The organism is Pigmentiphaga litoralis (genome assembly GCF_048632615.1).
GTDB classification, from domain to species: domain Bacteria; phylum Pseudomonadota; class Gammaproteobacteria; order Burkholderiales; family Burkholderiaceae_B; genus Pigmentiphaga; species Pigmentiphaga litoralis_B.
Window position 1 is genome coordinate 2,405,905 of the sequence record NZ_CP184479.1, and the last position, 22,530, is coordinate 2,428,434.

The 22,530-nt window shown below is 60.4% G+C and carries 19 protein-coding genes, 1 tRNA gene and 1 pseudogene; 4 read left to right on the forward strand and 17 right to left on the reverse strand.

The annotated features are described in order from the left end of the window. Positions 1–2: 2 nt before the first annotated feature. From ACNANG_RS10685 to ACNANG_RS10725, 9 genes and pseudogenes are all read right to left on the reverse strand, one after another. Positions 3–1,883, reverse strand: a complete 1,881-nt coding sequence (locus tag ACNANG_RS10685) for an ATP-dependent nuclease (protein WP_420227144.1) — start codon at positions 1,881–1,883, stop codon at positions 3–5. Positions 1,884–1,890: 7 nt separating this feature from the next. Next, a complete protein-coding gene (locus ACNANG_RS10690; RefSeq protein WP_420227145.1) occupies positions 1,891–2,574 on the reverse strand; it encodes a DUF4391 domain-containing protein in 684 nt (227 codons plus the stop codon). Beyond that, complete coding sequence (locus ACNANG_RS10695; protein ID WP_420227146.1) at positions 2,571–5,282, reverse strand: helicase-related protein; 2,712 nt, start codon at positions 5,280–5,282, stop codon at positions 2,571–2,573. The genes ACNANG_RS10690 and ACNANG_RS10695 overlap by 4 nt, the downstream gene beginning before the upstream one ends. Positions 5,283–5,326: 44 nt before the next feature. Further along, the gene (locus ACNANG_RS10700) at positions 5,327–5,860 is read right to left on the reverse strand and encodes a hypothetical protein (RefSeq protein ID WP_420227147.1); all 534 of its coding nucleotides are present in this window, start codon (positions 5,858–5,860) and stop codon (positions 5,327–5,329) included. A gap of 10 nt (positions 5,861–5,870) precedes the next feature. Beyond that, positions 5,871–6,916, reverse strand: a pseudogene (locus ACNANG_RS10705) (Fic family protein). A gap of 884 nt (positions 6,917–7,800) precedes the next feature. Further along, positions 7,801–7,923: a hypothetical protein gene (locus tag ACNANG_RS10710; protein WP_420227148.1), complete on the reverse strand. Its 123-nt coding sequence runs from the start codon at positions 7,921–7,923 to the stop codon at positions 7,801–7,803. Positions 7,924–8,067: 144 nt separating this feature from the next. Beyond that, complete coding sequence (locus ACNANG_RS10715) at positions 8,068–8,466, reverse strand: Arm DNA-binding domain-containing protein (protein ID WP_420227149.1); 399 nt, start codon at positions 8,464–8,466, stop codon at positions 8,068–8,070. A 195-nt stretch (positions 8,467–8,661) separates the two neighbouring features. Beyond that, the gene (gene ychF, locus ACNANG_RS10720; RefSeq protein ID WP_420227150.1) at positions 8,662–9,753 is read right to left on the reverse strand and encodes a redox-regulated ATPase YchF; all 1,092 of its coding nucleotides are present in this window, start codon (positions 9,751–9,753) and stop codon (positions 8,662–8,664) included. Positions 9,754–10,717: 964 nt separating this feature from the next. Continuing rightward, entirely contained in the window at positions 10,718–11,965 is a 1,248-nt protein-coding gene (locus ACNANG_RS10725; protein WP_420227151.1) for a porin, read from the reverse strand. A 401-nt stretch (positions 11,966–12,366) separates the two neighbouring features. On the opposite strand from ACNANG_RS10725, the gene ACNANG_RS10730 reads away from it, so the two are divergent. From ACNANG_RS10730 to ACNANG_RS10745, 4 genes are all read left to right on the forward strand, one after another. Next, positions 12,367–13,308 carry an ABC transporter substrate-binding protein gene (locus ACNANG_RS10730; RefSeq protein ID WP_420227152.1) on the forward strand — a complete coding sequence of 314 codons (942 nt, stop codon included), beginning with the start codon at positions 12,367–12,369 and terminating at the stop codon, positions 13,306–13,308. Between the two features lie 83 nt (positions 13,309–13,391). Further along, the gene (locus ACNANG_RS10735) at positions 13,392–14,168 is read left to right on the forward strand and encodes an ABC transporter ATP-binding protein (RefSeq protein ID WP_420227153.1); all 777 of its coding nucleotides are present in this window, start codon (positions 13,392–13,394) and stop codon (positions 14,166–14,168) included. A 2-nt stretch (positions 14,169–14,170) separates the two neighbouring features. Then, positions 14,171–15,100: an ABC transporter permease gene (locus ACNANG_RS10740; protein WP_420227154.1), complete on the forward strand. Its 930-nt coding sequence runs from the start codon at positions 14,171–14,173 to the stop codon at positions 15,098–15,100. 99 nt (positions 15,101–15,199) lie between these two features. Beyond that, positions 15,200–16,333 (forward strand): helix-turn-helix transcriptional regulator, encoded by a 1,134-nt coding sequence (locus tag ACNANG_RS10745; protein ID WP_420227155.1) that lies wholly within the window; start codon positions 15,200–15,202, stop codon positions 16,331–16,333. Here ACNANG_RS10745 and ACNANG_RS10750 read toward each other — a convergent pair. From ACNANG_RS10750 to ACNANG_RS10785, 8 genes are all read right to left on the reverse strand, one after another. Beyond that, positions 16,296–17,081 (reverse strand): SDR family oxidoreductase, encoded by a 786-nt coding sequence (locus ACNANG_RS10750; RefSeq protein ID WP_420227156.1) that lies wholly within the window; start codon positions 17,079–17,081, stop codon positions 16,296–16,298. The two genes, ACNANG_RS10745 and ACNANG_RS10750, sit on opposite strands and share 38 nt — an antisense overlap. A gap of 16 nt (positions 17,082–17,097) precedes the next feature. Next, entirely contained in the window at positions 17,098–18,033 is a 936-nt protein-coding gene (locus ACNANG_RS10755) for a type II CAAX prenyl endopeptidase Rce1 family protein (RefSeq protein WP_420227157.1), read from the reverse strand. Beyond that, positions 18,026–18,619, reverse strand: coding sequence for an aminoacyl-tRNA hydrolase (pth, locus tag ACNANG_RS10760; RefSeq protein WP_420227158.1), 594 nt, complete (start codon positions 18,617–18,619; stop codon positions 18,026–18,028). Before pth ends, ACNANG_RS10755 begins: the two co-directional genes overlap by 8 nt. 121 nt (positions 18,620–18,740) lie before the next feature. Further along, on the reverse strand, positions 18,741–19,376 hold the full coding sequence (locus ACNANG_RS10765) for a 50S ribosomal protein L25/general stress protein Ctc (RefSeq protein WP_420227159.1): 636 nt from the start codon (positions 19,374–19,376) through the stop codon (positions 18,741–18,743). A 145-nt stretch (positions 19,377–19,521) separates the two neighbouring features. Then, entirely contained in the window at positions 19,522–20,472 is a 951-nt protein-coding gene (locus tag ACNANG_RS10770) for a ribose-phosphate pyrophosphokinase (protein ID WP_179582248.1), read from the reverse strand. Between the two features lie 108 nt (positions 20,473–20,580). Further along, positions 20,581–20,657: transfer RNA gene (locus ACNANG_RS10775), tRNA-Gln, on the reverse strand. Positions 20,658–20,801: 144 nt separating this feature from the next. Further along, positions 20,802–21,815, reverse strand: coding sequence for a 4-(cytidine 5'-diphospho)-2-C-methyl-D-erythritol kinase (gene ispE / locus ACNANG_RS10780; protein ID WP_420227160.1), 1,014 nt, complete (start codon positions 21,813–21,815; stop codon positions 20,802–20,804). 80 nt (positions 21,816–21,895) lie between these two features. Further along, a complete protein-coding gene (locus ACNANG_RS10785) occupies positions 21,896–22,495 on the reverse strand; it encodes an outer membrane lipoprotein LolB (protein ID WP_420227161.1) in 600 nt (199 codons plus the stop codon). Between the last annotated feature and the right edge of the window lie 35 nt (positions 22,496–22,530).

Consider the following 22,530-nt stretch of genomic DNA (forward strand, 5'->3'; position numbering starts at 1 on the left):
GGTTATTCTCCTTTCGCCCTGGCCAGGATTTGTAGCAGCATCTCGGGCACTTCACCTTCCGCCCTGAGCGTTGCCGTGCGGTATGCAAGTTGATTTTTTGCGAGGCTGATACCTGTACTGCTCTCTAAATCTTGGCAGGCGGCAACCCAAGCCTCCCACTTTTCGGATAAAAATCCCTCAATGTGATCATCTAGAATTGCCACATTCTCAGCCGTCCTAGCCGCCGGGAAATCTTCTTGATCCAGCCCAAAGTACTGGAGTAGTTTCCTGTTCTCTTTTACGTTCTGATTGCGTTCGCTATCAATTTTTTGCTGTATTTTCCCACTAGCTGTTGCACGCGCTACACAACCAGCGTCGGCATCAAAGAGAGCATATGCAGGAACGCCTATCGAATCCAAAATTGCATGCGCAAGTGGAATTGAGGTTTTTCCTCCCACAAAGACTATGGAAACCCCTGCCGCCTCCAGTGAGCCGGGAGACAATCTATCGCCGAGGCCATAGAAAACGGATGACTCTGTCGGGCCCTCTACAAGAAAAACTCGGTTAGCGAAGAGTGCTATGGCTAGCTGGTCGGCTATATTGTGGTCAAGTCGGCGGTCGACCACCTCGCCATCCACGATCCCGTAGAGCTTGGCCTTCACGTCCGCGATAGTTGCATAGTGAATAGAAACCACCGGAGTCTCATCAGCCGACCTTGTTAGCCTCCTGACTTGGTCAAAATGGCGTGCTTCAAGAAAGTATGGGCTATGCGTTGCATAAGTCACCTGGATGCGCTTAGCTGCATCTTCTGCAAGCGACCTGAGAATCTTTGCAAAGGCTTGTGCCTGGATCGGATGCTGAAAGAGTTCTGGCTCCTCAATAGCCAAACAAATAACCCCCTCGGCCGAAGCCGCGCCAGACTGAGCTAGTAGCTGGAGTGCTGAAATCAGGATCGTGCGCTGAAATCCATGACCCTGCCTTTCTACAGCAGTCTCGGTTGCGCCATCAAGTACAGCTACTTCAAATGTCGTCTTAGGGGCCTTAAGCTCTACGTCTGCGGGAGAAACGGTAACGGAGCGCCCCGGCGAATACGACGCGACAACCTCATTTAGCTGAGTCGTGATGGCATCAAGCTGTTCTTTGAACTTCTCTTCATAGACCTGCTGTTGCTTGGCACGCGACTCTTCGACAATTTTCGCAATTTCCTCGTCTGCGGCAGCACGATCAACTGAACGCTCAAGAATTCTGCCAATGATGCTCGACTTGCCATCGATCGACTCTTCGCTTGCGCGAAGGTCGGCAGTAACAAGTACGAAGTCGAAGAGGCCGCTCATCTTGCCACCGCTGTTGAAACCAAAGAAGTTGGTTTGCAGTGCTTCAGGAGCATCAATCAATTGATCGGTGTGAGCGGATTCCCATGCTGTCATTGCCTGTTCAATAGCAGTAGCCGTATTAGCCGATGGCAAACCCAATCCTGGATTATCTGTACGCAGCTTGGAATAAAGTTCTTTCTTGGCAGCAGCACCGCTAGCCGCCTTGATTGCATTGAATTCTGGAAACCCTTTTGCATTAGCGGAGAGAACATCGGAACCGTCTGATGAACGGCGCTTCCATGCAGTGAACGTAACCGCCCCTTCTGGGGTGTACTTTCCAAGCGCCTCTCGATCCTTTTCAGTGAGATCGGCGAATGTGATCTGAACCTCGATATCTTCGTCAATCGCTCCAAAAGAGCAGTCTTTCTCTGTCAGTAAGGCAGGCTTACCGTTGAAGAACCAATCAAGCGCACGAAGCACAGTGGACTTACCAGCCCCGTTCGGCCCGATGAAGGTCGTGACGGAGTCGAAGGGAATCGTAACGTCTTTCAACGTGCGGAAGTTTTTGATGCGGGCGGATTGGATCTTCATTTCGGTTTCAACTCCTTGAACCTGTTATCTGTTTTTTGAGTTCGTCCAGCTCTATTTTCAGCTTCCGCAGTTTGGCATTGATCTCTACCTTGCGATTGAACTGCTTTTCCTTGGCCAGCCGCGCCGTGGTCTTATCCATTTCGCGCTGCTTGGCTTGTGCCTGTTCAACGCGCGCCACCAGCTCGGCCAGTGTTTCCTGTGGCCGCGCTGACAGCGGGATTAAGCGGTGCAGCAATTGCTCGTACATGCCGCCCAGATGCAAGGCCACGGGCATTGCGGTGCGTTCGCTATCCATTGGCAGCCAGTCCGATGCAAAGTAGTCCGAGAGCACCCAGCGGCTAGCGTCGGCTTCGTTCGGGCGCTTGTGGGCGGCAGTCACCTGAGTTCTATCGTCGAAGGTCAGCTCGAACACGATCGGAAACGGGATGGCCCCGTCGATGCAGCGCAGCACATCGGCGTGCAATTCGGCCGTCTTGAGCTGAATGATGAAAATCTGGATTTCCGGTACGCCGTGGCGCGCAGGGAGATGGAGCGTCTCCGGGGCCAGCTTGTACTGCCAGACGATCTGTTCCACCTGTTTGACGAACAGGTCTTTGAGCCGGTCATTAGCTCCGCTGTGCTCGTAGATCTTGCTCTTGGGCAGAACGCGTCCAAAGGCGGCCTGCTTGGGGTAGGCGATCAGCGCACTCATCCAACCTCCTGAATCACGAGGAAGCTGATAAGTTCGAAGTCGTCCAGGCCGGAGATGGTTCCCGTGAGCGCCGTGGTCTTGCCAACGGTGAACAGGCTGTCCAGATCCCTTTCTTCCTTCACCTCGATCATTGAACGAATGGATTGGCCCAGCAGATCGGAGTAGGACTGCATCTTGCGGCCCTCCGATGTTTCCTGATTGAAGCGCTGGCAAGCCTCAATCATGGGCTTGTCCCGCCCTTTGCAGCATGTGCGCGCCAGGTCGAGCAGGCGTTTGACCTCGGTGTGGTCGTGGATCACCTCGCCCTCGCGGTTGATGTAGACGAGGTAGTACGGGTGCAGGCGGTTGTGCTGGTTGAGGTTGACGCCTGAATTGCGATTGCGCAGCGTGAAGATCACCCCTGGGCGCAGCCCCATCTCAGGCTGGGCGGGCACGACGGCGTGCATCCCGTTGGGCCCATTGCTCAGTTCGCCGTGGGCCTTGACGTAGTTAAGCAAGTCCATGCGGAAGTCGTTGAGGCCTAGATCTGTGATGGAGACACCGGTCTTCAAATCTTCCAGCTCGATGACTTCTTCCTGCAAGCGGCGCAGTTGCTCTTTTCGGTACGACACGTCGTTGGCCTGAGCGGACAGCACGTTGTCGTCGCCGGTGGCGGTAACGTCGGCGATCATCATCCGACTCTCAACGCGCTCCTTTAGGTTGATGTATTCATCGAGCGAGATGTCGGGCCAGTAGTTGACAAGCTGGATGCTGCTGTTGGGCGAGCCGATACGATCCACCCGACCAAAGCGCTGGATGATGCGCACCGGGTTCCAGTGAATGTCGTAGTTGATCAGGTAATCGCAGTCTTGCAGGTTCTGGCCTTCGGAAATGCAGTCGGTGCCGATCAGGAGGTCGATTTCGTGCGGCTCGTCCGGCAGCACTACAGCCTTCTCTTTCGAGCGAGGAGAGAACAGGGTGAGCAGTTCCTGGAAGTCGTAGTTGCGCTTGTGTATGCCGCTCTTGATGGTAGACTGCGGCGCGCCCTTGCCGGTGACCTTGGCGGTTTGGATGGCGTCCCTGGCCAGCAGCTCCGGTGCAAGATTGGTGTACAGGTAATCGGCGGTGTCGGCAAAAGCGGTGAAGATCAGCACCTTCCTGTTGCCGGGGTTGATGGGGTTGTCGATCTTCCCGAGCAGTTGCGCCTTGAGGTGCTGCAACTTGGCGTCGTCCTGCGGGGTGATCTTGTTCATTGAGGCCAGCAGAGCGTCGATAACCTGCAAGTCCACCTTGAGTTCGTGCTCCCAGGATGGCAAGTCCATGTCAGCGAGGTTGATCTTGATCTTCCCGCCGATCTCGCCGCCCTCATCACTAAGCATTGGCAGGTCGTCGTCCTCGGCATCCAGCCCCTCCAGCACATCCGTAAGGTCACTCACTGTCGCCGCGCCACCAGATTGGTTGAACGCGGCAATTTTGGCCAGCGTCGCTTCGTTGTTGGCGCGCAGCGATTGCAGGGTGAGTCGGAATGACTGTACCGAGCTTTCGAGGCGCTTGAGCAAGTTGACCGTCATCAGGGCCTGCAGGCTCTTTTCGCGGTCAGCCTGACGCAGCGTGCTCTTGCCGCCAACCTTTGTGTCGTAGATCTCCTCGTACTTTTTCAGACGACTGGGCAGGATGTAGCTGATGGGCGCATACACGGCCAGTCTGAGTAGGGAGAGCTGTTCGAAGATTTCGTTAAAGCCCAGCACGTCTGACCGCTCGGTCAGGCGGCAGTGGAACGACAGCGGCTTGCGGCGCTCGGGAAACTGGCCGATGTCCTTGGTGTCGTAGAAAGTCTGGATGTGCTTGCGCGAGCGGGCGATGGTGACGCTGTCGAGCAGCTCGAAGAAGTCGAAATCCAGCGAGTCAAGGATTGCTCGCGCGGTGCGCCCTTCCGGCGGCAGCTTTGACCAGGTGTTGAAGACTGCCTGGGCATTGCGAAAAACTTCTTCCACCGACTTGCTGGTGCGCAGTTTCTTGCTGAGGCTTTCCGAGTCGCCTTCGTAGGCCAGCGCAAGCTGGTTGCGCAGGTCGTTGAAGCGATTGTTGACTGGTGTAGCCGATAGCATCAGCACCTTGGTCTTCACCCCTTCCTGAATGACCTTGCGCATCAGCTTCTGATAGCGCGTTTCCTTGTCCTTGTAAGCGTCGTTGTTACGGAAGTTGTGCGACTCGTCGATGACGACCAGATCGTAGTTGCCCCAATTTATGCGGTTGAGCGGTGTGCCGAAGGATTCGCCGCTGGTGCGCGAAAGATCCGTGTGACACAGCACGTCGTAGCTGAACCGGTCGCGGGCGAAGATATTGGTCTTGAGGTTGCGGTTGTAGTTGAGCCAGTTGTCGGCCAGCTTCTTGGGGCAAAGTACCAACACGGATTTGTTCCGCAACTCGTAGTACTTGATTACGGCCAGCGCGGTGAAGGTCTTGCCGAGGCCTACGCTGTCGGCCAGGATGCAACCACTGTAGGTTTCCAGCTTGTTGATGATGCCGGTGGCCGCATCCTTTTGGTAGTTGAAGAGCTTGTTCCAGATCAGCGTGTCCTGGTAGCCCGTGCGATCGTTGGGCAACACGTCTTCGTCGATGTCGTCGAGGAACTCGTTGAAGACGTTGTAGAGCATCAGGAAGTAGATGCTCTCGGGCGAGTTCTCCTGATAGACCGAGGCGATGTGCTCGCAGATCTGCTCAGTCACGTCCTCAAGTTTTTCGGAGTCGTTCCAAATCTGGTCGAACAGACTTAGGTAGGTGGCAGAAAAGGGGCCTCGTTCATCTTGTTGACGAGGTTGGACACCGCATTGCCTTGCTGATAGCCGAGATCGACGGCGGTGAACCCATGCAGGGGCATGTACGCCGTGTCGGTGCAGCCAGCCTGCACGCAGACGAATTGCTGCATGGGCGCTTTAGTGCGGTTGCTGCGGAACGTGGCCTTGCGTTGTATCCAGTCGGCACATTCCTTGGCCACCGCCCGCTGGGTGAGCTTGTTGCGAAGCTGGATTTCAAACTCGCTGCCGTAGAGGCTGCGTTCGCGGTCGAGCTTGGGGATATGGAATTCCTTGCGCTCCTTGCGAATTTTGTCGGTAACCTCGTTAGCTACAAAGGTGGGCGAGGTGAAGATGAAGCTCAGCTCGTCAATCTTTTCCAACTCGGTTTTCAGCGCCTCGAAGGCGTACATCGAAAAGCACGAGGCTGCGATCCTCAGGCGCGCGCCGGGCCTGAGGGTCTGCTTAAGATCGTCGCCCAACAGGCGGCTAATGTTGTCGATTATTTCCATCGTGCTCCCCTTACGCTCGCTTGATCCATTTCGCGCCTCGCCCCTTGCCCGTTGATTCGATCAACCCCTCTGATTTCATCGCCCGCAGCACTAGCCGCACCATGTCCCTGCTTACGCCCGGGCAGGCCTCTTCAATTTCGGAAATCGAAAACGGCAGAGTGCGTCCCAGGACTTCCGCACGCACCCGGTCGCCTTTACTGCCACGGCCACGCTCAATGGTGCCGACACCCTCCTCAAACTCGCGATAGGCCCGTAGCAAGGCCCCCAGAAGTAGTCTAGCCAGGGCTTAACGTCGTGCTGCCCCTGGTGCCATCCCTGCGAACTGGCTTCCAGCGTTTCGTCATAACCTTCCTTGGTTTCCTCGAAGATGCGTTCCAAACTGATGTAGCGACCCACGGCATAGTCGAAGTGGTAGAGCAGCAGCAGGGTCAGCAAGCGGGACATGCGGCCGTTGCCGTCCGGAAAGGGGTGGATGCACAGGAAGTCGAGCATTGCCAGCGGCACCAGTACCAGAGGGTCGGTCATATGCTGCTCCAGTGCGGCTGCGTAGCGCCCGGTCAGATCAGCCATGGCCATTGGCGTGAGATGCGCAGCGCCTGGCTGGGTGCGCAAACGCGAAGTGCTATCCGGGTAACGCCCAATGATGTCGTTATTGGTAGCCTTCCAGTTCCTGCCCGCCTTCGGCAAATGGCGGTACAGCAGGGTGTGCAGCTGTCGCACCACTCCCTTACCGAAGGGCATGTGCGCGGCAGACTCGTGGATCAGCGCCATGACATCACGGTAGACGGCGATTTCCTGTTTGCAACGGCTCTTTGGCGTTGCGTTGCGGATGACCAAAGACTTCAGCCGCGAGGGTGCGACGACAACGCCTTCCAGCCGGTCGGATGATTTCGTAAACTCCACCACCGCGATCTGACGTAGCCCCTTGAGGGCTTCGGGCGACTGTGCGGCGAAGAGTTGCTGCCTCCCTTTGTACTCGCCCACTGTGCGCAACGTGGCCACCTGAATGCCATCGAAACCAAGCGCGGCAAGGTACTCGGGTGTGACCGAGTGCATGAAAGTCTGAGCCTAGGTTATCCAAATGGGGCAATCATAGCCATTAAATGGGGCATTTTCTCTAGAATTGCCTCACTAAAGGTGTTTGCCTACCCATATATTTAACAAAGGCGGTCTCAAGGGGCCAGCATGACTAAACGGGAAAGAAATATATAGAACGATCCATAATAAAGGCAATTAATAAGAAATTACGCCTCCCTATTCCACTGCTCACCTCATTTTCAGACTCCACATGGGGCAACGACGAATGGCAAGGGGACGATTAAGGGCAACAGCCTTATTCGATCAAGGAGAACGTCTCTCTGGCCATTCGTTCTGCAATACCCGGCCAGATCGTCCTTATGCTGTGCCACCGATCTCCGATACAGTCGAATAACCCGCCCAGTCTTGCAACAGCGTCCTGCTCTGCTCCAGCAGCAGCACTTTGTTGTACGTCGCCCGCACCTTGTTACTTTCTACCTGGGCAAACACCCGTTCGATTGCATCAGGCCGGTGGTCGTTCTCATCGGCCGAAGTGGAAAAAGGTCGTCCTACAGCAATGCGTCGCTGTGCCCGGCTAGGTCCACGTCGCGCGTCGCGCAGGCGAGCAGATTGGGCGTAAAGAAGCCTTTTTCGCTTCAGCGCGGAAACAGATAGCGGCCACCGCCCGTAATGCACTGCAAACCCCTCAGCGCGGCGATGACCTGCGCAGACATTAGGCTGACATGATTACGTCGCGTTTTCATCTTCGCCGCAGGTCGACGCCACAACACATCCTCAGAGTCGAACTCACTCCACTCGGCATTCGCCGCTTTCTCTGGACGACAGGCGGTCAGCGCAATCAGCCGCAGGCACAACGAAGTTTCCGGATATCCCTGGTAGCTGCGCAACTTTTGATAGAACTTCTAGATTTGCTCTCGCGTCATCGCCGCCTTGTTCTCGCTGAACGGCACGTGCAGCAGCACAGGAAGACTGGGAGGAAATTTAGCCTCGACCAGACCGCGCACCACCGCGAAGTCAAAGATCACCGACAGATCGCCTTTGACATGAATCGCGGCCCAGGCTCCGTGGAACTTTCATTCCTCCAGCAGCGGGCGAATCTGCTTCACCCCAATTTCGCTCATCGGCATCCCATCGAATTTCGGCGACAGGTACTTCCTGATGCAGGATTCTTACGTGCGGTAGGAGTTGAGCGCAAAGACAGGCTTGATCTCGGCCAGGTACGCTTTCGCTACCTTGGCAAACGAGCTTTCACGAGCACGCTTGTGCTCCTCCAGTGCTTCCAGGTTACGCTGCTTGATCTGTTGCCGCTCATGAGCAGGATGGATGCCTTGCTTGACCAAGGCACGCGCTTTCTCGCGGGCCGCGCGCGTCTCCGCAAGGCTTACTTGAGAAAAGCCGCAAATGGCAAAGAGGTTTTCCTTGCCTTGCAGGCGGTACTTCCACCACCAGAGCTTGCCGCCGGTGGGCTTGACCAGCAGGAACAAGCCCCCGCCGTCTAAAAGTTTCCAATCTCGATCAGTCGATTTGGCCGACCTGACCTTGAGGTCGGTGATTAGGTCTTCGGGCATCGTTGGACTCCACTATATGGGTAGAAGTGCCCCCACGGCTGAACACGAGTACCCCCAACGCTACCCCCAATTTTTCAGACCTCGATGAACAATAGGAACGCTCAGTAGACCGTATTGTTTCGCAGGCCCTTATTTTTGAAAGACCCGCTCACTCCGTCAAGCGCTACCGAACGCTGCTGAGTTTCGAAAAATACGTCAGACATTGAACAAAAAGTTCATCACATCCCCATCCTGCACCACATACTCCTTCCCTTCCGCGCGCATCTTGCCCGCTTCCTTGGCCTTCTGCTCGCCACCCAGCGCAACGAAATCGTCGAACGCAATCGTCTGCGCACGGATATACCCGCGCTCGAAATCCGTATGGATCACACCCGCAGCCTGCGGCCCCGTCGCACCAATCGGCACGGTCCACGCGCGCACTTCCTTCACACCCGCCGTGAAGTAGGTCTGGAGCCCCAGCAGCTTGAACGCCGCGCGGATCAGGCGGTTCAGGCCGGGTTCTTCCATGCCCATGTCGGCCAGGAACTCGGCGCGATCGGCTTCTTCCATCTCGCCCAGTTCCGCTTCGATCGACGCGCAGATGGCGACCGTGGGCGCGCCCTGCTTGTTCGCGTATTCCGTCAGGCGATCCAGCAGCGGATTGTTGGTGAAACCGTCATCGGCCACGTTGCCCACATACATGGCGGGCTTGGCCGTGATGAAGCACATTTCGCGGATCAGGAACAGTTCGTCCGCCGACAGGCCCATGCCGCGGACGGGTTTGGCTTCGTTCAGCTGGGCAATGCAGCGTTCCAGCAGCGCGACCAGCTTGGCCGCGTCCTTGTCGCCCGACCGGGCCTGCTTGTTGAAGCGGTGCAGCGCTTTTTCAGCGGTCTGCAGGTCGGCCAGGGCCAGTTCGGTTTCGATGACTTCGATGTCGGAAATCGGGTCGACCTTGCCGGCCACGTGGATCACGTTGGGATCTTCGAAGCAGCGCACCACATTGATGATCGCGTTGGTCTCGCGGATGTGGGCCAGGAACTGGTTGCCCAGGCCTTCGCCCGTGCTGGCGCCCGCGACCAGGCCGGCGATGTCGACGAATTCGACGGTGGCGTGCACGATGCGTTCCGGGTTGACGATCTTGGCAAGGGCGTCAAGGCGGGGGTCGGGCACTTCGACCACGCCGACGTTCGGTTCGATCGTGCAGAACGGGTAGTTTTCGGCGGCGATGCCGGCTTTGGTCAAGGCGTTGAAGAGAGTGGACTTGCCGACGTTGGGCAGGCCGACGATGCCGCATTGGAGCGCCATGGGGTTTCCTTAAAGTAATCAAGGCACTGCCCAACGCAAGCGGGGGCCAGGTGCAAAATGGGGCCGGAACAGCGGGCACCGGATACCACCGGCGCCAAGCACTGAAGCGCCGCGCCGGAAGCCGGCGGCGCTTGGGGAAGACGGGTCAGCGCGGCAGATTCCGGCCTGACCGGAATCTGCCAATCCGCGATTGTATCGTCCCCGGGTGTGGGGGACCAAACGTGGCATTGTGCCGAGTTCACCCAGTAACCCCTCGGAATGCAAACCTTGCATGTGGATTGGCATTGCGCTTCCCATAGGCGTCGAGTTACCTACCGGCTTTGTACAGGCTTTTGTCATTGCGACGGCAGGATGTTTTTGGCAGCGTAATTCCACGACTGACGAAGTCGCCCTAACCGGACATAGCATGCGCTTCAAGAGGGCACCTCCGCTGTGCCGTCAATTACCAGCGTAGCTATGTCAGCAAGCTATCCCCTGCCAAATCGGCCGCACCATCGCCTCCGTCATCCGTCCACCAATGACGACACATTCGGAACGTTCCATATCCACGCGCAATGGTTCCCGCAGATTGCACAGATTGCTGATGCCATTCCGCATGTCGCTGCGATTGTCGCTGGCATGATTGCCCGGGGGTCGAGTATCCATTGCGAATTCGCATCGGTCACCCGGGAAGTGCCATTGGTCATTCGCCAGCCCAACCGCGTCCTTGTGTTGGAACACAGAATCAACCGGGGCACTGACTTTTATTCGGTCAGGACGTTCTACGAAGAAGCTGCAGGAACACAAAAAATAAAGGCCCCAAGATTGGGGCCTTCGAGTGAGTCAGATCCGCGAGTAGCCGAAGATCGCCCTTAGTATGTGTGCATGGCTGCCCATGCAGTGCTGTCGGGGTAGGACAAAGATCGTCCGCTACTATCAGGCTCGCCTGTTTTGCCTGCCGCCTTGGAGTGCATCTGAGCCGATGTCAGGGGGTGCTCAGGCCTCGTGTTCTTGCGGTGATTTGACTCCCGCCCAGCATACCCAACATTGACCAGCAAGGCAACGGTGGGAAACCGCTCCACCGACCACATGGCGGGTCAAAAAAGTGAAACATGCCCGCAAGCAGCGCGGTTTGCGACCGTCCTTGCGATGCACCCGACTCACTGCTGTACAGCACGTACGCGTTGCGCGCGTCGCCTGCCGCGCGTTGATGCGCGGTGGCCAATTGCAGGATCGTGCGTTTGGACAGCGAATAGTTGGATACCAGGTGCACCTGGTGGTACTTGGGCTTGAACCGTGTCGCTGCCACGTCGCCGGTCGTGTACGCATAGCCTGCACCCAGCATCCAGTGCCCGGTCGCATCGAACGACACATTGGCTTCCAGGTTGCGGAAGCGCACGTCGGACGTAGGCAGGCCGATCGCGGAACTGCCGAGGCCGTCGAAGCGGGTCTGCGTGTACACCACCGCGTATTTCAGTTTGTCCGCCTGGTAGTCGGCGCCGATGCCGTAGGTCGTCATGGCGTTGGGCGCAAGCGCGGCGGGCGTGATGGCCGATGTCGGCGTGACGGCGGGGAACACGACGGTGTTCCAGTTGCCTTCGGGCACCGAGGTGGCCGGGTTGTTGACGCGAAGGTAGCCCGCAGCCGCCGAGAATCCACCCTGCCGATAGCGCAGGCCGGCACTGCTGGCGCTGTTGGGCTTGCCCGAACCGGCCGATTCTCCCATTGCGTAGACGGCGCCAGCCTGCACGCCGCCGATGTCGGGACTGACGTACTTGATGCTGTTGTTCAGGCGGAATTGGTAGTTCAGGTTGTCGTTGTCCCCGACGTGCGCTATGTAGCCGTTCCATTTGCCCGTGGCGGCGTACGGCGCAAGAAAGTCGGCAACCATGTCGTACTGCCTTCCAGCAGTCAGCCGGCCCGCCGCGACGTCGGACACGCCTGCATAGGCCTGGCGACCGAACAGCCGGCGGCCCTGGAACGACGAACCACTGCTCAGGTCGAATCCGCTTTCAAGCACAAAGAGCGCTGAACGGCCGCTGCCCAGCGATTCCGTGCCCTTGATGCCCCATCGTGACGGCCCCGTTGCGAGCCCGGTGACGCTATTGCCGCCGCTGTCACTGACGTGGCGCAAGCCTGTGTACAGCAGCCCGTACAGCGTCGTCGTGGATTCGGCGTGCGCCGCGCTGATACATGCGATGGCGAGACCTGCTCCCATTAGCCATGTCTTCATGTTTTCTGCTCCCGGTAAGTCGATTGCAGGACGGCATGTGCCTTCCGCTAACGCAGGCTAGAGGGACTGAAAACGTGTAACAAGACGGGCGCAAGACTTCGTTCGCATCGCCTCACTATCCGGCATTGATCGCCACAATTCGCACGAATTTTGCGGGCGCCGACAGGGTTCCGGCACGGTCACTAGACAGGCGTCGATCCCCTGTCGCGATCCAGGAAAACCATGACATCCGCTTTGCTGGATTGCACCGCGAATAGGCATTGAAGCAAGAACAAAGAGGCAATCGGAACTCGTGATTGGCAGGGTGCGCCGGCATTCGATCGCGGTGCTAAAAAGCGTTCACCTGCAGGCACCTTTTCCACTTACTGCGCCCTGCGGCGCACTCTTTGTCGAGACCCGCCATGCCTTATTCACTTGCCGCGGCGCGCATCGTATTGCGCGCCCTGCTCTTCGCGTTTGCCCTGCCCTTTGCACACGCTGTGCACGCCGACACCACCATCGCCATCGCAAACCTGGGTCCGCACCCGGCGCTGGCGCAGGTCATGGCCGGCTTCAAGGAACAGATGGCACGCCATGGGCATGTCGAGGGCGCCAACACCCGATACCTGTACAGCGACGCGAACTTCACGCCTGCCTTGATGCCGCAGATGTTCTCGCAACTCGCAAGCGCGGCGCCCAGCCTGATCCTGACCATCACAACGTCGGTATCGCAGACGGCGATCTCGGCGGTCAACGACCGCAAGGTGCCGCTGGTGTTCGCCCTGGTCACGGACCCGGTCAAGGCAGGGCTGGTGCCGTCATGGGACAGGGGCAGCGCGCGGTTTGCCGGTTCGTCCGACCTGCAGGACTTCGACGCGGTGCTGGCCATGGGCAAACGGATGTTCCCGCATGCCACATCGTTCAGCACACTGTTCAACCCGGGAGAGGTCAATGATGTCGTGACCACCCAGTTGATGAAGGAAGCCGCCGCGCGTGCGGGCCTGGCGTTCACGGCGATCAGTGTCGACACCGTGGGCGACATTCCGCAACGCGCGCAATTGATGCGCGGCACGGGCTTTGTCTACATCACGGGATCGAACCTCGTGCAATCGGCGATCCCGGCTGTCGCCGCCGTCGCCAAACAATTGAAGGTGCCGGTCTACAGCTCGGAAACGGAGCTTGTGAAAACCGGCTTGGCAGCGGCCAATTTTGCGGTGTCCCTGAAGTCAGTCGGCGCCAATGCCGCCGACGTGGCCAATCAGATCCTGAAGGGCACCCCCACGTCGCAGATCGCCACCATCCGTCCTGCTTTGGCCGACTACATCACCACGATTAGCCGAAAAAATTCCGGGAACTGGGGCTGACAGTGCCATCCAGTTTCGACGACTGCAACTGCTTTGCCGATTGATATATCGGCTGTCCGCAGACCTCTATCAAGACTCTTCTCATGCTTACTATCCAGCACCTTCAGAAGCTGTTCTACGCCGGCACGGCAGACGAACGCATTGCCATCGACGGCGTGTCGCTGACTCTGGCGCCCGGCGATTTTGCGGTGGTCGTAGGCGGCAATGGAGCCGGCAAGTCCACCTTGCTGAACATGATTGCCGGTGAATTGTCGTCCGATGCCGGCGTCATTCGCATCGACGACCAGGACATCACCCACCTGCCCACCCACCGACGCGCCCGGTACATTGCACGCGTTTTTCAGGACCCTGCGATCGGCACAGCGGCTGCCTTAAGCATCGAAGAAAACCTGGCGGTCGCCGCCCAGCGCGGTGCGCGGCGTACCTTCGGCTGTGCGCTCTCGGCATCTGCGCGGCAGGATCTGCAGGCTCGGCTGGCCTCGTTCGGCCTCGGCCTGGAGAACCGCTTGAAGGCACAGGCCGGCCTGCTGTCGGGCGGGCAGCGGCAGGCGCTGTCCCTGCTCATGGCGGTGTGGCGGGAACCCCGCCTGCTGCTGCTCGATGAACACACGGCCGCGCTCGATCCCAAGACGGCCGAGACCGTCATGCGCGTAACCTCGCAGGTCATTTCCGAGACCGGCATTACCACCCTGATGGTCACGCACAACATGCAGCATGCGCTGACCTACGGCAACCGACTGATCATGATGCAGCACGGCCGCATCCTGGCCGACCTGCCCCACCGCGTCAAAAAAACGCTGACGGTGGAACGCTTGGTGGCTGCCTTCGATGACGCCACTCACCTTTCTGTCGCGGCCTAACCATGACCCTTCTCTCCACTTTCGCAAATCTCATACCGATGGGCCTGATGCAGGGCCTGATCTACGCGCTGATTGCCCTCGCAGTCATGATCCCGTTCCGTATCCTCAACTTCGCCGACATGACGGGCGAAGGCACCCTGGCGTTCGGCGCATGCGTTTCCGCCAAATGTCTGGTCTTGGGAATGGAGCCGGTGTCTGCGTTGCTGGTCGGCGCCTTGGCGGGCTTTGCCGGTGGCGCACTGACTGCCGCCGTCCACGAAAAGGTCAAGATCAACTCGCTGCTGTGCGGCATCCTGGTGCTGTCGATGCTGTATTCGATCGACATCCGGGTAATGGGACAGCCGAACATCGCCTTGTTCTCGGTCACCAGCCTGTTCGATTATCTACCCGGTACCGAAGGCGGCCTGCCGCATCGCATCGGCTTGCTGGCGGCTGTCGACGTACTGCTGGTGGCGGCGATCATCTGGTTTCTTGGCACGCAACACGGCATCGCCATCCGCGCGATCGGATCCAGCCCGGCGATGGCGCGCGCACAGGGCATCAACGTCAAAGCCTATACGTTGATCGGCCTGGGCCTGGCCAACCTGATCGCCGCGTTCGGGGGCGGCCTGCTGGCGCAGAATCAGGGCTTTGCCGACGTCAATATGGGTTTCGGCACTCTGATCAACGGACTGGCATCTCTGTTGGTAGGCGAAGCCATCATTGGCCACCGCACCTTGCTGCGGCAGGTCGTCGCGCCGGTGATCGGGTCGGTCGTGTACTTCCAGTTGATCTCGCTCGTGCTGGCATGCGGCTTCCAGCCATCCGACCTCAAGATGGTCACGGCGGTGTTCGTGCTCGTGACGCTCTTTGCATTGGCGAAGCGCAAGCCGGCGCGCGGCAAGGCGTTATCGGGCAGCACACGGGCGTTTGTAGCCAAGGCCGGCGGCTAAGGGGAAGGAGGCCGTATTTCCCCGCCTGACGACCCGTTCCTGCCCCGGCATAGGATGACGAACCTTGGCCTGTAATGCCCGCGCGCCGGATGACCGATCATGCACTCTTCCCTTCCATCTGCTCAATACGACGGTCTATTCCGCACTCGCCTTGCGGGTGCCGGCGCGACGACCACCACCACGTTTGCACGTCTGCGGCATGACACCCTGGCCGATGCACCTACCGACCCCTCCGCGCCCGGCGCGGGCCTGTACGGCTCCCGCGTGCCGGTCTCGGATGATCCCGCCGAAGGGCATTGGGAAATGATGGGCCTGCATGATGACGCCTACCTTGTCATATCGGAATGCCAGTACCTGCGTGCACGAACCGAAATCGTTCCACCCGAAGATTTCGTCGAGTTCCACTTCTACCTGAAAGGCCCTGCGCAGGTTTCGATTCCGGAAGCGGGTGAGGTCCATATCGACGGACCCACGCTTACGATCGTGCAGCAGGGCAGCGTGTGCTGTCGGGTGTCATGCCAACCGGGGCTCTGGCGGGCCGTCAGCCTGTACGTCCGGCGCAGGCGCTTCGAACGTTTTCTGACGGCGGCGTTGGGCCCGGATCATCCATTGCACACAAGATTGCATCCGATCGGCAGCGCGCATCTGTCCTATCTGCACCTGCCCGTGGGTGCCGACGCACTGCATGCCGTCGAAAAGCTGATGGGCAACCCTTACACCGGCCATCGGCGCCTGATGTATGCCGAAGCCAAAGTGTGTGAAATCCTTTGTGCCGCTCTGGATCAGTGGGAAGCATTCGCCGACGCGCATACCGCCGAACACGTCTTTTCGGGCCGTGACCTGCGGCTCATCGAAAAGGCCCGTGACATGCTGCTTGCCGACATGTCGCACATGCCGACGATCCCTACGCTGGCGCGGGCGGTTGGCACCAATACGTCCAAGCTCAAACGCGGCTTCAAGTTCATGTACGGGCAAACGGTGTTCAAGCTGGGCCAGACCCGCCGCATGGAACACGCGCTTGACTTGCTGATGGACAGCCGCATGTCGGTCAGCGAAGTGGCGACTGCGGTCGGGTACCAGCATCAGACAAGCTTTACAGCGTCCTTCCGCGACCACTTCGGCTTCGCGCCACGCGATGCGCGGCGCATGCGGCAAGCGCAGTTGGTGGTGCTACCCGCCACAAGCGCCTGCGGCCCTACAACACCGACGACTCACACCCATCCATCGGAATGATCGCGCCCGACACATAACTGGCCAGGCTCGACGCCAGGAACACCGCCACGTTCGCGATCTCTTCCGGTTGCGCAATCCGTCCCATCGGGATGCCCTTGACCTGCTCGGCCAGCAGCTCTTCGGGCGGCCGGCCCGACGCCCGCGATTGCACGGCCAGGCCTTCGTCCACCCGCGTCGTGTGCGTCAGGCCGGGGTTGATGCCGTTCACCCGCACCCCAAACGGCGCGTAGGCCTTGGCGTAGCCGACGGTGGCCAGCATGAGCGCGGCGTTGGCCGACCCGCCGGCGATGTGCATGGTGCTGGGGCTGCGGCCGCCCTGGCCGATGATGTTGACGATGCTGCCCTTCTTGCGGGCCACCATGCGTTTGGCGACGGGTTCGAGCAGGTGCATGTAGCTGAAGTACTTGGCGTCCATGGCCTGGCGGAAGGCGTCGGGGCCGAGCTCGGCGGGTGCGTTGCGGCGGGCGGCGCCGGCTGAGTTGACCAGTACGCCAATGGGGCCGACGTCGCGCTCGATCGCGTCCACCACGGCCGCGGCGGCGGCCGGGTCGGTCATGTCGGCGGCGTAGACCGCCATATCGTGCCCGGCGGCCTGCAGTTGCGTGCGGGCGGTGGCCAGGTTGCTTTGGCTGCGCGAGATGCCGACCACGCGCGCGCCCGCGGCGGCAAAGGCTTGCGCGCACGCATAGCCAATGCCCTTGCTGGCGCCGGAAACGACGACCACGATCCCTTCGAACGACAACACCATATCCATCACCTCCGTTTCAGGCCTGCAGCAGGCCGGGTGCCCAGGTCCGCAGCGCCACGATCAGCAGCATGGGCCCGGCATTGAATGACGCGTGCAAGGCAATCGACGCGCCGATGCCAAATCGTACCCGCATCCAGCCCAGGACGAGACCGGTGATCCATTGGGGCAGCACGAGCAGGGGGAGCAATGCGAGCCACGCGCCGCCCAGGGAATAGTTGGCCAGGTGCAGGCAGGCGAACAGGGCTGTCAGACCGTGGAAGATGTAGGGGAAGCGGCGGCTGTAGCGGCGCAGGCGGCCAAAGCGCCAGCGATGTTTTTTCGCGGCCAGGATCGATGCGATGCCGCCCGCAGCGATGACCACGCCGGCCACGACAAACGGGCGTGGCCCCAGCAGCAGTCCAACGAACAGCACGGGCGCCAGCCAGACCGCCTGGGCCGGCCGCCGCATGCCCAGGCGGAACAGCAGTTCTTCGATGACGGGCGCCCAGGCAACCACCAGGAACCACGACAGCACGCCTGCAGGCAGCTTGCGTTCGGTGCCAGACAGGGTCGCGACCGATACGGCGAGTGGGCCCAGCACCAGCAGGTTAATGGTCCAGAGCAGCAGCAGCCAGAAGGCGAGCCGGCTCAATGACAAGCCGCCCAGCCATTCCGCGCGCCAGGCCGGCTGCGGGGAACGAGGGCGATGCGGCGTGAGCCGCGGGCGGCGCACGAAGCGCAGCAGGTCCAGGAATTCTTCGGAGAATCGGGTGGCGCGCAGGCGGGCCGAGCTGCCGAGGTTGTCGGGATTGCCTGGGTAGCCGGGTTGGCCGGGGCTGCCGAGGTTATCAGGATTGCCAGCACTGTCCGGCCTTCCGCAGCTATCTGCCTCCGCAGGGTCTCTGACCTGGCGGCCCGAGCTGCCGGCGGCGTCAGGAGCCCCGGACTCAGGCCGGCCGTCCCCGTCAGCCATTCCCGCTATGCAGCTGCTGCATCGCCTGCTCGAAGTCGCCCTTCAACAGTGCGGGAATCACCGCGCGCGACCGCGTTAATGTGTCGTCGATCTTGTCCTGCTCCTCGCGCCGAGGCTGATGCAGCACGAAATCGATCACCTGCTGGGCCAGCCCCAACGAACGCGGATGCCCGATGCCCAGGCGCAGCCGCCAGAACTGCGGCGAGCCCAGCGCGGACTGAATATCCTTGAGGCCGTTGTGGCCCGCATGGCTGCCGCCCTGCTTGATCTTGGCCTGCCCGGGCAGCAGGTCCAGTTCGTCATGGACGACCAGCACCTGCTCTGGCACCAGCTTGTAGAACCGCGCTAGCGCACTGACGCTTTGTCCCGAGCGGTTCATGTACGTCATGGGCTTGAGCAGCAGCACGGCCGCGCCGTCGTGGCGGGCCTTGCCGACGTGGCCAAAGAACGCCTTGTCGGCGGTGAAGGGCGCGCGCAGGTCATCGGCAAGCTGGTCGAGCAGCCAGAAGCCGGCGTTGTGGCGGGTACGTTCGTAGTCGGGGCCGGGGTTTCCCAGGCCAACGATCAGGCGGATAGGTTCGGGCATGACTCAGACGGTATCGTGCGGACGCTGAAAAATCAAAAGCCCTGGTGTGCAGGGCACATCCAGGGCTAGTGAAACGCTGAAACGGATCGGTCCGGCAGGCCGGACCGCGGGCAAAGCCAGATTACTTGGCTGCTTCGTCGCCGGCGGCAGGCGCCGGGGCGTCGGCCACTTCGTCTTCCGTCATCACGTTGGCGGCGCCGCCACCGACCAGTGCGGTCACGATCACCGGATCGTCACCCGAGTGCGACGAGAACGTCACGCCCTTGGGTGGCTTGATTTCCGACAGGTGAATCGACTGACCGGCGACCAGCTGGCCCAGGTCCACTTCGATGAACTGGGGCAGGTTGGCGGGCAGGCAGTTCACTTCGATTTCGGTGAACACGTGGCTGATCGTGGCCGAGCTCAGCTTCACGGCAGGAGACGTTTCCTGGTTCATGAAGTGGAACGGAACCTTGGTGTGCAGCGCCTTGCCAGCGGCGACGCGCTGGAAGTCGATGTGCATCACTTGTTGCTTGTACGGGTGCCACTGAACAGCGCGCAGCAGGACCTGGCTGCTCTTGCCTTCCAGTTGCATGTCGAGGATCGATGCGTGGAACTCTTCCTTGCGCAGGGCATGGAAGACTTCGTTGTGATCGAGCTCGATGTTCAGCGGTTGTGCGTCCGCGCCATAAACGATGGCGGGCACGCGGCCGGCGAGGCGCAGGCGGCGGCTCGCACTCGATCCCTGTTCGCTACGCGGTGTGGCGTTGAATTTCATGGTTTTCTCCAAAGGGCGGCAGGCGTATGCCTGCACGCGACGCACAGGACGCGACCACCGCGTCCCGTCCGACAATGCCGCGACCAGCACCGCCGGTTCACCCGTCGCTTCTGAACACCAGAAGCGATCAGGAAAATAGGGGGTATTACTCGACGAACAGCGAGCTGACCGAGTCAGCGCGCGAGATGCGAAGCATCGTTTCGCCGATCAGTGCCGCGCACGACAGGTGGCGGATACGGCCACATGCGCGGGCAGCGTCGTTGGGCGGAATCGTGTCGGTCACGACGAGTTCGTCGAGATCGGATTCGGCGATGCGGCCAATGGCCCCACCCGACAGCACGGCATGCGTGCAATACGCATACACGGCAACGGCGCCACGCTGCTTGAGCACCTGGGCGGCCTTGCACAGCGTTCCCGCCGTGTCGACCATGTCGTCCATGATGATGCAGGTACGGCCATCGACGTCGCCGATGATGTTCATGACTTCCGACACGTTGGCCTTGGGCCGGCGTTTGTCGATGATGGCCAGGTCGGCTTCGAGCCGCTTGGCCAGCGCCCGGGCCCGCACCACACCGCCAACGTCCGGAGACACGACGATCAGGTTGGCCAGGTTGCGCTTCCAGATGTCGCCCAGCAGGATCGGGGCGGCATAGATGTTGTCGACCGGGATATCAAAGAAGCCCTGGATCTGGTCGGCATGCAGGTCCATCGTCAACACGCGGTCGACACCGACGACCTGCAGCATGTTGGCAACGACCTTGGCCGAGATCGCCACGCGCGCGGAGCGCGGACGGCGGTCCTGGCGGGCATAACCGAAGTAAGGGATGGCTGCCGTGATACGACCCGCGGATGCCCGACGCAGGGCGTCGACCATCACCATGATTTCCATGAGGTTGTCGTTCGTCGGGGCACAGGTGGGCTGCAGAACGAAGACGTCTTTACCGCGGACGTTTTCGTTGATCTCCACCATGACTTCGCCGTCGGAGAACCGACCCACGCTCATCTTGCCCAGTGGCATGCCAAGATGGCTGGCAACGTCTGCTGCCAGCCGGGGATTGGCCGTCCCCGTGAAAATCATGAAATTTTCTTGCGCCATGACGCATCGCCCGTGGCTATGGCTCTAGGAGCCGATCGACAAAACAACAAAGCTGTTGATACCAACGGAGTGATCCGAGGGCATCAACAGCTTTTCGGTCAAGAGCGGTGGCTGGGGAAGAAGGATTCGAACCTTCGCATGCCGGAATCAAAATCCGGTGCCTTAACCAGCTTGGCGACTCCCCAACACTTGGCCCAGATCAAGCACGCCTGATCAAGGCCGTAAAAACTTGCAGCGTACGTTTCCCGGCTGTGTCGGCAAACATCGCGTATAGCAGTCGGCGAATTTTCATCAGCGCGATCGCTATTTTACCTCATGATTCGATCTGTTCAAGCCACCCATTCTAGCAGGGGATGGACAGCGAGGCCGGCACATACACGGTTGATCCTCACGTACGGCAGATCGGTCATGCTTTCTTCTACTGCGGCACTTTCAACACAACAGCGCTGGCGCATTCTACCGGCGATTTGTTCAACCGCCCAGCTTGCCTGTTCAGGCGTGTCGCATTCCACGAACAGACATGCACCCGATCCGGACATCCTGACCTTGCGGCCTGGATCAAGCGCATTGGACTGCATTCCGCTGGCCAACACTTCGGTCACCACGCCCGCGATACGGGCCACTTCCGGAAACCTGGCAAATGCAACCGGCTCAAGGTCATTCTTCAACGCGCCGAAACGATCCGGCGTGTCACTGACCTTACTGTCCTGCCTGCCGCTGTTTTCTCCGGGACAAGTATTGCTCCCAGAAAAGTCCGCTATTCTGACTGGAGCAGAATCTCTTGTCAACTCGGGGGCGCGAAATATCTCTGGCGTAGGCACGCTGGCGTCCGGCTGGACGATCACATACCAACGTGGCGGCAGGTCCAGCGGACGGAGTTGCTCGCCCACGCCCTCGGCGAATGCATTGCGGCCAAATACGAACACGGGCACGTCGGCGCCTAGCGGCAGCGCCAGTTCCATCAGTTGCTCGCGGGTCAATCCGCAGTTCCACAGACGGTTCAGGGCCAGCAGCACGGACGCGGCGTCGCTCGATCCGCCGCCCAATCCGCCGCCCATCGGAATCCGTTTGACCAGTTCGATCTCGGCGCCCAGGGTGCAGCCCGTGGCGGCCTGCAAGGACCGAGCGGCACGCACCACCAGGTCCTCGTCTTCGGGCACCCCAGGAACGTCGTTCAGGCGCGTGATGCGCCCATCCTCGCGCGTGGCGATGTGCAGCGTGTCCTGCAGGTCGATGAAGCGGAATGCCGTCTGCAGCAGGTGATAGCCATCGGCGCGGCGGCCGGTCACGTGCAGGAACAGATTGATCTTGGCCGGGGCCGGAATGTCGCGCAAAGATGGCATGGGTGCGGAAGCAGGAGTGGATGGCTGCGCGGTCAAGGCAAGCAGGCCAGACCGCGCCTGACCCCTACGGCGCCAGCCTACTAGGGCGTGTTGATCACCAGCCGAAGATCGACATTCTGCCCGGTGGACTCTTGCCGCTGCAAGGCCATGCGGGTCGGGCCGGCAGCATCGTATTGCGACGCCTGCACCTGCCAGCCGGCCTGCTCGAAGGCCGTGGGGCGGCCCTGGGCGTCTTTTTCGGTGACGGTGGCGGGTGGGCTGTCGGGCAAGGTGCCGCGCAGCCAGTCGCGCATGCCGGCGACCGGAATGCGGCTGCCCAGCACCAGGGCAACCAGCGCGTCGGGATTCAATGCGTGGGTTTCGGCGCCGTTGGCTTCGCGCAGCATGGCGCCTTGCGGGCCGGCCTCGACGCGGGCCAGGGTCGCACCGAGGGGCGACACCAGATCAAGCACCAGGCTCTGGCCATCGTCGCGCCAGGCAAAGCCGCCCTGCACGGCGTTCTGCTTGCCGCCGACTTCATCGACCCGCAGGGCGAATCGGCCGACCCGCGACAGGGCGGTGGCTGCCGGTGCTTCGGCCGCGCCAACCGGCACAGGAATGGGAACCGGAACGGCGCAGGCGGACAGCGCGCCGATCAGGATTGCGGGAATCAACAGACGCGCCAGACGAGAACGGGTCACACCGGCATTCGCCACCGCTGCATGTGCAGACCTCG